A 10,124-nucleotide genomic window follows, 5' to 3' on the forward strand; every position below is an offset into this window, starting at 1 on the left:
GGCGTCCCGCTGTCGCGACCGGCGGCGACGCGGGCACCGAGCTCACCCTGGCGACCTGGCGGATGATGCTCGACCCGAGCCGGGCCCTGGACGGCGAGCCGCACCTGCTGGCGACGGCCCGCCGGGCGGTGGCCCGGGTCAGCGCCGCGACCGCCGAGCGGGTCGGACTGGTCGAGGGCGGCGGCGTCCGGCTGCTCGCCCCCGGTGCCGACGACGAGCGCTCGGTGGTGCTGCCGGTGCACGTGATGCCGGAGATGGTCGACGACGTGCTGTGGGTGCCGACGCTGTCGGCCGGCGTCTCGACCCTCGCCCTCGGCCTGCGGGCCGGCGGACCGGTGCGGGTGCTGCCGTCGGTGCTGCCGGCCACCCCGCGGCCGGGGGAGCAGGTGGACCTGGGCGAGACGCCGCTGACCGAGCGCGACGTCCAGGCCGAGGAGCAGGGAGGGGTGGCATGACCGCGATGGACCTGGCCCTGTTCGGGGCCGACCCCTGGTGGGTGGTGCTGATCAAGGCGGTGTTCGTCTTCGCGCTGCTGCTGGTGCTGACGCTGTTCAACATCGTCTTCGAGCGCAAGGTCGTCGGCCGGATGCAGCACCGCAAGGGCCCCACCATGAACGGACCCTTCGGCTGGCTGCAGTCGCTGGCCGACGGCATGAAGCTGATGTTCAAAGAGGACTTCATGCCGACCGCGGCCGACAAGGTGGTCTTCAACCTGGCCCCGTTCCTCAGCGCCGTCCCGGCCCTGACCGCGTGGGCGGTGATCCCGATCGCCGGCACGGTGACCGTGCCGTTCACCGACCGCCAGACCAACCTGCAGCTGACCGACCTGCCGATGGCGGTGCTCTTCCTGCTGGCGATCGCCTCGATCGGCATCTACGGCATCGTGCTGGCCGGCTGGTCCTCGGGCTCGACGTACTCGCTGCTCGGCGGGCTCCGTTCCAGCGCGCAGATGATCAGCTACGAGATCGCGATGGGGCTGTCGCTGGTGGCGGTGTTCCTGCTCGCGGGGTCGATGTCGACCTCGGAGATCGTGGCGGCCCAGCAGCAGCCGGTGGTGGTCCTCGGCGCCGACGTCGGCATCACCGGCTGGTACGCGCTGCTGCTGGCCCCGTCCTTCGTCATCTACCTGATCTCGATGGTGGGCGAGACCAACCGCGCCCCGTTCGACCTGCCCGAGGCGGAGGGGGAGCTGGTCGGCGGCTTCCACACCGAGTACTCCGGGATGCGGTTCGCGATGTTCTTCCTGGCCGAGTACATCAACATGGCGACCGTCTCGGCGATCGCGGTGACCCTGTTCCTGGGCGGCTGGCACGCGCCGTGGCCGCTCAACCAGGTGCCCGGCATCGACGCCGGCTACCTGGGCGCGGTCTGGTTCCTGGCCAAGGTGATCCTGCTGATCTTCGTCTTCGTCTGGCTCCGGGGCACGCTGCCGCGGTTCCGCTACGACCAGTTCATGAAGCTCGGCTGGAGCTGGCTGATCCCGCTCTCGCTGGTCTGGATCGTCGGCATCGCCACCGTGCGGATGGGCCGGGAGGAGGGCTGGTTCACCAGCCCCGCGGTGCTCCTCGGCGCCGGCGCGGTGGTGCTGGTCGCGATCGGGCTGGCCCTCTTCGGCGGCCGGGAGACCGAACCGGAGACCGCGGCACCGACCGCCTTCGACCCCTACGCCGGGGGCTACCCGGTGCCGCCGCAGGGCGAGCAGCAGCTGCCGGAGATGGCCGGGGTGCTCCCCGGCGACGAGGACACGGACCGGGCCGGGCGGCGTCCGGACGGTCCGGGTCACGATCGAGAGGAGACGTCCTGATGGGTGTGCTGGACGCCGTCGCCGGGTTCGGGGTGACGTTCAAGACGATGTTCCGCAAGACCTTCACCGAGGACTACCCGACCAAGCCGAAGATCACCGCGCCCCGCTTCCACGGCCGCCACCAGCTCAACCGCTGGCCCGACGGGCTGGAGAAGTGCGTGGGCTGCGAGCTGTGCGCCTGGGCCTGCCCGGCCGACGCGATCTACGTCGAGGGCGCGTCCAACACCGAGGAGGAGCGGTACTCACCCGGTGAGCGCTACGGCCGCGTCTACCAGATCAACTACCTGCGCTGCATCCTCTGCGGGCTGTGCATCGAGGCCTGCCCGACCCGGGCGCTGACGATGACCAACGAGTTCGAGCTGTCCGACACCAGCCGGGCCTCGTTGATCTACGAGAAGGACCAGCTGCTGGCCCCGCTGCTGCCCGACATGGAGGCCCCGCCGCACCCGCGCCGGCTCGGTGACGACGAGGAGACCTACTTCCGCGGCCTGCCCACCTCTGGCGGTGCGGACACCCGCACCGGCGGCGAGGGCCCGGGCCGCCGGCACGACACGCCCACCCCGCCCGAACCGGCCGGTGCGGCCGAACGCCCCGGAGGTGACCGATGACGGCAGCCACCCACCCCGAGCGTCCTGAGCCCGTCGAAGGACCCCTGAGCGGAGGAGACCGATGAGCGGGCAGGAGCTGGCGTTCTGGCTGCTCGCCCCGGTGATGGTGCTCGGCGCGGTCGGGATGGTGCTGGCCCGCAAGGCGGTGCACTCCGCGCTCTGCCTGGCGGCGGTGATGATCTGCCTGGCGATCCAGTACGCCGCCCTCGACGCCCCGTTCCTGTTCGCGGTGCAGATCATCGTCTACACCGGCGCCATCCTCATGCTGTTCCTCTTCGTGGTGATGCTCGTCGGCGTCGACTCCGACGACTCCTTCGTGGAGACGCTGCGCGGGCAGCGGGTGTTCGCGGTCGTGCTCGGGATCGGGCTGGTGGTGCTGCTGGTCGCCGGGCTCGGCAACGCCGTGGTCACCGGCCCGGTCGGGCTGACCGAGGCCAACGCGCAGTACGGCGGCAACGTGCAGGGGCTGGCCGCGCTGGTCTTCGTCCGCTGGGTGTGGGCCTTCGAAGCCACCTCGGCGCTGCTCATCACCGCGGCCGTGGGGGCGATGGTGCTGACCCACCGCGAGCGCCTGGTGCCCCGCCGCGACCAGCGCACCCGCGCCGCGGAGCGGATCCGGGCCTACGCCGAGACCGGACGCCACCCCGGCCCGATGCCCACCCCGGGCGTCTTCGCCCGGCACAACGCGGTCGACACCCCCGCCCTGCTGCCCGACGGGTCCGTGGCCGAGGACTCGGTCTCGGCCCCCCTGCGCAGCCGCTCGCGGATCCGCACGCCGGAGGAGCTGCTCGCCCCGATGGCCCAGCGGCACGCCGAGATCGCCGGGGACCGTCAGCCCGACCCGGCGGTCGGCCACCAGCGCGACCCGCGGCCCGGGGAGAGCGTGGCCGAGCAGGGTGCTGCGCTGAAGGCGTCCCAGCGCACCCAGCGCACCCGTGGTGAGGACCTGTCGGACGAGGAGCGGATCTGATGGAACCGAGCTACTACCTGGTGCTCTCGGCGATGCTCTTCACCATCGGCGCCGTCGGCTTCATGGTGCGGCGCAACGCGATCGTGGCGTTCATGTGCGTGGAGCTGATGCTCAACGCCTGCAACCTCGCGCTGGTCACCTTCTCCCACGCGTGGGGCCTGCTGGACGGCCAGGTCGCCAGCTTCTTCGTGATGGTGGTGGCCGCCGCCGAGGTCGTGGTGGGGCTGGCCATCATCGTCTCGATCTACCGCACCCGCCGCTCGGCCTCGGTCGACGACGCCAACCTGCTGAAGTTCTGAGGAGGACCTGTGACCCCGCTCGAAGTGGTGACGCCCACGGCCGCCTCCGGGCTCTTCGGACTGGCGTGGCTGCTCATCGCGCTGCCGCTGGCCGGTGCGCTGGTGCTGCTGCTGGCCGGACGGTTCGCCGACGCCTGGGGCCACCTGCTCGGCACGCTGATGCCGATCGGGTCGTTCGTGCTCGGGGTGGTGCTCTTCGTCGACCTGCTCGGCCGTGAGGAGGGGGCCCGCGCGGTCGGCGTCCCGCTGTACCGGTTCATCGAGACCGGCGGGTGGCGGATCGACGCCGGGCTGCTGGTGGACCAGCTGTCGATCCTGTTCGTGCTGCTGATCACCGGTGTCGGCTCGCTGATCCACGTCTACTCGATCGGCTACATGGCGTACGACCCCCGGCGCCGACGGTTCTTCGCCTACCTCAACCTCTTCGTCGCCGCCATGCTCATCCTGGTGCTGGCCGACAACTACCTGGTGCTGTTCGTCGGCTGGGAGGGCGTCGGGCTCGCGTCCTACCTGCTGATCGGGTTCTGGCAGCACAAGCCGACCGCCGCCACCGCGGCCAAGAAGGCGTTCGTGGTCAACCGGGTCGGCGACATGGGCATGGTGCTGGCGATCATGCTGATGCTGGCCACCTTCGGCTCCTCCGCCTTCGTCGACGTCGACGCCGGCGCGGGGGAGATGGGCGGCACCGTCGCCACCGTGATGGGGCTGCTGCTGCTCCTCGGCGCCTGCGGCAAGTCGGCCCAGGTGCCGCTGCAGTCGTGGCTGCTGGACGCCATGGAGGGCCCGACCCCGGTGTCGGCGCTGATCCACGCCGCCACCATGGTGACCGCCGGGGTGTACCTGGTGGTGCGGGCCAACGCGGTGTTCACCCACACCGAGGTGGCGAGCACCGCGGTGGTCGTCGTGGGCACGGTGACGCTGCTGTTCGGCGCCTGGATCGGCTGCGCCAAGGACGACATCAAGAAGGTGCTGGCCGGCTCCACCATGAGCCAGATCGGCTACATGCTGCTGGCGGCCGGGATCGGCCCGGCCGGCTACGCGTTCGCGATCTTCCACCTGCTCACCCACGGCTTCTTCAAGGCCAACATGTTCCTCGGGGCCGGTTCGGTGATGCACGCCATGGACGACGACGTCGAGATGCGCCGCTACGGGGCGCTGCGCCGGGCGCTCCCGATCACCTTCGCCACCTTCGGCCTGGGCTACCTGGCGATCATCGGCTTCCCGTTCCTGTCCGGCTACTACTCCAAGGACCACATCATCGAGGCGGCCTTCGAGCACAACGTGGTGGTCGGGGTGCTGGCGATGGTGGGTGCGGGGGTGACCGCGTTCTACATGACCCGGCTGATGCTGATGACCTTCCTCGGACGCCGTCGCTGGGCCGAGGGCGTCCACCCGCACGAGGCGCCGGCGGTGATGACCGTGCCGCTGGTCGTGCTGGCCGCCGCCTCGGTGGTCGGCGGTCTGGTGCTCAACAACTGGATCGAGGGCTGGCTGGCGCCCGCGGTCCGGGCCGAGGCGCACGAGGCGAGCCTGCTGCACTTCACCCCGGTGGCGGCGGTGACGCTGCTGCTGGTGGCCGGCGGGGTGGCGCTGGCGTGGGTGCTGTTCGGCCGCCGCGGGGTGCCGCAGACCGCGCCGAGCACCCGCTCGCCGTTCGTGCTGGCCGGACGCCGCGACCTCTACGGCGACGCCTTCAACGAGGCGGTGTTCATGCGTCCCGGGCAGCAGCTGGTCCGGGTCCTCGGCCGGGCCGACGAGACGCTGGTCGGCGGCGGCTGGTCGGCGACCGGGGACGTGCTGGCGGGCCTGTCCCAGGTGGGACGCCGGCTGCAGAACGGGTTCGTGCGCAGCTACGCGCTGACGATGGTGGCCGGCGTCGGCATGGTCGCCGTCGTCCTGGTCCTCGGCCGGCTGGCCTGAGGGAGGAGAGCGATGAACATCCCGTGGTTGACCGTCCTCGGTCTGCTCCCGCTGGCCGGGGCCCTGCTGCTGGTGGCGCTGCCGCGTACCGCCGCGCGGGCGGCCGGGCTGGCGGTCTCGCTGCTCGCCCTGGTGCTCGGCGGCTGGGTGGTCGCCCAGCACCTGGCCGGCGCGCCGCTGGCCGAGCAGGTGCCCTGGATCCCGCAGATCGGCGCCTACTGGGCCCTCGGCCCGACCGACGGCCTCAGCCTCACCATGGTGGCGCTCACCCTCGTCCTCACCCCGGTGGTGCTGCTGGCCAGCTGGCGGGACGAGGACCGGCGCGGTGGCGCCTCGGAGGGCGTCCGGGACGCCGCCGCGGTGCGTCAGCGCGAACAGGTGCTGGTCGGCGCGGGTGGCCCCGAGCGTCCGGAGACCGTCGGGGCAGGGGCCGGGGGTGGCGCCACGGCGACCGCTCCCGAGCAGCCCCGCCGCTGGAGCGCGCGGGCCTTCTTCGCCCTGGTGCTGGCGCTGGAGGGGTTCGCGCTACTGGCCTTCCTCACCACCGACGTGCTGCTGTTCTTCCTGCTCTTCGACGCGATCCTGCTGCCGATGTACTTCCTCATCGGCGCCTTCGGCGGGCCGAACCGGAGGCGCGCGGCGAGCCGGTTCCTCATCTTCGCCCTCGGCGGCGGGCTCATCATGCTGGCCTCGGTGATCGGGCTTTACGTGGTCTCCGCCCGCGCGGGGGAGCCGTCCTTCCTCGTCGCCGACCTCGCCGCGCTGGGCATCGACGGCGAGGTCGGGCGCTGGCTGTTCGTCGGGTTCTTCATCGCCTTCGCGGTGAAGGCGCCGATGGTGCCGGTGCACACCTGGCTGCCCGATGCCGCGGAGGAGTCGACCCCGGCCGGTGCGGTGCTGCTGGTCGGCATCCTCGACAAGCTCGGCACCTTCGGCATGATCCGCTTCTGCCTGGGGCTGTTCCCCGAGGCCAGCCTGTGGGCCACCCCGGTGGTGCTGGTGCTGGCGCTGGTCTCCATCCTCTACGGGGCGCTGGCCGCGATCGGCAGCAAGGACCTGATGCGGCTGGTCGCCTTCACCTCGATCAGCCACTTCGGGTTCATCGTGCTGGGCATCTTCGCCTGGACCAGCCAGTCGATGTCGGGCTCGATCCTCTACATGCTCAACCACGGGCTCTCCACCGCGGCGCTGTTCCTGGTGGTCGGCTACCTGGTGAAGCGGCGCGGCTCGCGCAGCATCGAGGCCTTCGGCGGGGTGCAGAAGGTGGCGCCGGTGACGGCCGGGCTGCTGCTCTTCGCCGGGCTGTCCACGCTGGCCCTGCCCGGGCTGTCGAGCTTCGTCTCGGAGTTCCTGGTGCTGGCCGGCACGTTCTCCCGCTACCCGGCGGTGGCGGCGGTGGCGACCCTCGGCATCGTGCTGGCCGCGCTCTACATCCTCATCATGTACCAGCGGACGATGACCGGCCCGGTCACCGACGACGTCCGCGACCACGTCCGCTCCGACCTCGACGGCCGGGAGCGGCTCACCCTGGCGCCGCTGGTCGTCCTCATCGTGGTGCTCGGGTTCTTCCCCGCCCCGGTGCTGGACGCGGTGGCGCCGGTGGTCGGGGCGACCCTGGAGCAGGCCGGGGTCACCGACCCGGCACCGAGCGTCGAGCAGGAGGCCAACTGATGGAGATCACCCCTCCCTCGCTGGAGTACGCGCGGCTGATGCCGCTGATCGTCGTCTTCGCCGGCGCCTGCCTGGGTGTGCTGGTGGAGGCGGTGACGCCGCGCTCGGCGCGCTGGCCGGTGCAGGTCGGGCTGACCTTCCTCACCCTGCTGGTCGCCGGCGCCCTCACCGTCAGCGGCTGGTCCGCCGGTGACGTCGGCATCTCGGCGCTGGGCTCTGTCGCGGTCGACCTCCCCACCTACTTCGTGTGGACCGCGCTGCTCGTCCTCGGCGCGCTGTCGCTGCTGCTGTTCACCGAGCGCCGGCTCAACGGCGGGGTGAGCGCCTTCGCCCCGCAGGCGGCGGCCGTCCCCGGCAGCGTCGACGAGGAGCTGGCGATCCGCGCCCGCACCGAGCACTCCGAGGTCTACCCGCTGGCGCTGTTCTCGCTGTTCGGGATGATGCTCTTCGCCGCCGCGGGCGACCTGCTGGTGATGTTCGTGGCGCTGGAGATCCTCTCGCTGCCGCTCTACCTGGTCTGCGCGCTGGCCCGTCGCCGGCGGCTGCTCAGCCAGGAGGCGGGGTTGAAGTACTTCCTGCTCGGCGCACTGGCCTCGGCGTTCTTCCTCTACGGGGTGGCGATGCTCTACGGCTACGCCGGCAGCTTCGACCTGGCAGCCCTGGACGCCGCCATCAGCGCCGGACAGCAGTCGACCTGGCTGCTGCTGGTCGGGATGGCGGGGGTGAGCATCGGGCTGCTGTTCAAGGTGGCCGCCGTCCCGTTCCACTCCTGGACCCCCGACGTCTACACCGGCGCGCCGACCGCGGTCACCGCGTTCATGGCCTCCTGCACGAAGATCGCCGCGGTGGCGGCGCTGCTGCGGGTGTTCTACGTCGGGCTCGGCGGTCTGCGCTGGGACTGGCAGCCGCTGATGGCGCTGCTGGCCGTGCTCACCATGGCGGTGGGCGCGCTGCTGGCGATCACCCAGACCGACGTCAAGCGGATGCTGGCCTACTCCTCGATCACCCACGCCGGGTTCATGCTGACCGCGGTGACCGGCGCGAGCCTGAGCAGCGGGGCCCGCGACCTCAGCAGCGTCGGCGCCACCCTCTTCTACCTGGTGGCCTACGGGGCGGCCTCGGTGGGCGCCTTCGCGGTGGTCACCCTGATCCGCGACCGCAACGGCGAGGCCAGCAGCCTGGACGACTGGGCCGGACTCGGCCGTCGGCACCCGTGGCTGGCGGGGGCGTTCTCGGTGTTCATGCTGAGCTTCGCCGGCATCCCGCTGACCAGCGGGTTCATCGCCAAGGTCAGTGTGTTCGAGTCGGCCTGGAGCGGCGGCTACGCCTGGCTGGTGGTGGTCGGGGTGGTGCTGAGCCTGCTCGCGGCCTACTTCTACCTGCGGGTCATCGTCACCCTCTTCTTCGCCGAGCCGCGCCCGCGCGCTGCCGCCGTCACCGCGGACGCCGGCACCGCCGGGCCGGACGTCGGTCCGTCGAGCGGTGCGGAGCCCGCGGGTGGAGCGACCGCGGAGGCCGCCGAGCCCGGCACCGGCGCCCTGAGCCTCGCGACCCGTCGGGACGACGCGGCTGCGTCCGCGGAGGAGACCTCCGTCACGTCGACCGCCTCCCGCCCGGAGCTGGGCGCGGGCGAGGTGGGGGTCGGCCGGGCCGGTGTGGCAACCTATGCAGCGGTGGCGGTCGCCGTGGCACTCACGGTGGTCTTCGGGCTGGTGCCCGGGCCGCTGCTCGAGCTGGCCCTGCAGGCCAGTGTCTTCCTGAGGTGAGGTGAGGTGTGCCCGACCGACCCGGTCGTCCTGGCGAGACGGTGACCCGTTCCGGGGCCGTCGGTGCGGGTGACTCCCACCCCGACCCGGGTTCCGGGCTGCTGCCCGGGGCGCAGGATCCCGGCCTGGAGGCCGCGGTGCGCCGCCGGCTGGAGGCCGTGGAGGAGGGGCTGCTGGTGGCCGCCCAGGCCAACACGGCCCTGGTCACCGAGGCCGCCCAGCACATCATCCGGTCCGGTGGGAAGCGGTTCCGCCCGATGCTGGTGGCGACCGCGGCCGAGCTCGGCGACCGGGTCGACGAGGACGCGCTGCAGGTCGCCGCCCAGGTGGTCGAGCTGACCCACGTCGCGAGCCTGTACCACGACGACGTGATGGACGAGGCCGAGATCCGTCGCGGCGCCCCGAGCGCGAACCAGCGCTGGCAGAACAGCATCGCCATCCTCGTCGGGGACTACCTCTTCGCCCGGGCCAGCGACCTGATCTCCGCCCTCGGGCCACGCTGGGTGCAGCTGCAGGCGCGCACCTTCGCCCGGCTGGTGCAGGGCCAGATCGCCGAGACCGTCGGACCCGAGCCCGGTGCCGACCCGCTGGCCCACCACCTGGCCGTGCTGGCCGACAAGACCGGCTCGCTGATCGCTACCTCCGCGGTCTTCGGCGGACTGACCGCCGGTCTGGGCGAGCAGCAGCTGGACGCGCTGGCCGCCTACGGCGAGGAGGTCGGGCTGGTGTTCCAGCTGTCGGACGACCTCATCGACATCACCAGCGACGTCACCGGCAAGGAGCCCGGCACCGACCTGCGCGCCGGGGTGCCGACGCTGCCGACGCTGATGCTGGCCCGCTCGAAGCGTCCCGAGGACGTCGCCCTCACCCAGGCCGTGCAGTCCGACCTCAGCGACCCCGCCCGCCTGGCCGAGGTGCTCGGCCGCCTGCGCGCGCACCCGGTGATCGAGGAGGCCCGCGAGGTCATCCGCGCCCACGCCCGCACCGCCCTCAGCCACCTCGACCTCCTCCCCGACGTCCCCGCCCGCCACGCCCTCGCCGCCGTCGCCACCCAGCTCGTCGACCGCGTCAGCTGACGCCGCGCGC

General features: G+C 72.2%; 8 protein-coding genes and 1 pseudogene. All 9 read left to right on the forward strand.

Annotated elements, in window-relative coordinates; genetic code table 11:
• Positions 1 to 455, forward strand: a pseudogene (locus DVA66_RS12165) (hypothetical protein); the annotation flags it as partial.
• Complete coding sequence (gene nuoH, locus DVA66_RS12170; protein ID WP_114560333.1) at positions 452 to 1,804, forward strand: NADH-quinone oxidoreductase subunit NuoH; 1,353 nt, start codon at positions 452 to 454, stop codon at positions 1,802 to 1,804. The pseudogene DVA66_RS12165 and the gene nuoH, both read left to right, overlap by 4 nt.
• An 8-nt stretch (positions 1,805 to 1,812) precedes the next feature.
• Positions 1,813 to 2,412 carry an NADH-quinone oxidoreductase subunit NuoI gene (nuoI, locus tag DVA66_RS12175; RefSeq protein WP_114560337.1) on the forward strand — a complete coding sequence of 200 codons (600 nt, stop codon included), beginning with the start codon at positions 1,813 to 1,815 and terminating at the stop codon, positions 2,410 to 2,412.
• Positions 2,413 to 2,473: 61 nt separating this feature from the next.
• A complete protein-coding gene (locus tag DVA66_RS12180) occupies positions 2,474 to 3,382 on the forward strand; it encodes an NADH-quinone oxidoreductase subunit J (protein WP_198671704.1) in 909 nt (302 codons plus the stop codon).
• Positions 3,382 to 3,681: an NADH-quinone oxidoreductase subunit NuoK gene (gene nuoK / locus DVA66_RS12185; protein ID WP_114126446.1), complete on the forward strand. Its 300-nt coding sequence runs from the start codon at positions 3,382 to 3,384 to the stop codon at positions 3,679 to 3,681. Before DVA66_RS12180 ends, nuoK begins: the two co-directional genes overlap by 1 nt.
• A 9-nt stretch (positions 3,682 to 3,690) precedes the next feature.
• The gene (nuoL, locus tag DVA66_RS12190) at positions 3,691 to 5,601 is read left to right on the forward strand and encodes an NADH-quinone oxidoreductase subunit L (protein WP_114560334.1); all 1,911 of its coding nucleotides are present in this window, start codon (positions 3,691 to 3,693) and stop codon (positions 5,599 to 5,601) included.
• A 12-nt stretch (positions 5,602 to 5,613) separates the two neighbouring features.
• Positions 5,614 to 7,272, forward strand: coding sequence for an NADH-quinone oxidoreductase subunit M (locus DVA66_RS12195; RefSeq protein ID WP_114560335.1), 1,659 nt, complete (start codon positions 5,614 to 5,616; stop codon positions 7,270 to 7,272).
• On the forward strand, positions 7,272 to 9,038 hold the full coding sequence (gene nuoN / locus DVA66_RS12200) for an NADH-quinone oxidoreductase subunit NuoN (RefSeq protein ID WP_114560336.1): 1,767 nt from the start codon (positions 7,272 to 7,274) through the stop codon (positions 9,036 to 9,038). The genes DVA66_RS12195 and nuoN overlap by 1 nt, the downstream gene beginning before the upstream one ends.
• A 101-nt stretch (positions 9,039 to 9,139) precedes the next feature.
• Complete coding sequence (locus tag DVA66_RS12205; protein ID WP_114560338.1) at positions 9,140 to 10,114, forward strand: polyprenyl synthetase family protein; 975 nt, start codon at positions 9,140 to 9,142, stop codon at positions 10,112 to 10,114.
• Positions 10,115 to 10,124 lie beyond the last annotated feature (10 nt).

Origin of the sequence: Desertihabitans aurantiacus (genome assembly GCF_003344635.1) — a bacterium.
Taxonomy (GTDB): domain Bacteria; phylum Actinomycetota; class Actinomycetes; order Propionibacteriales; family Propionibacteriaceae; genus Desertihabitans; species Desertihabitans aurantiacus.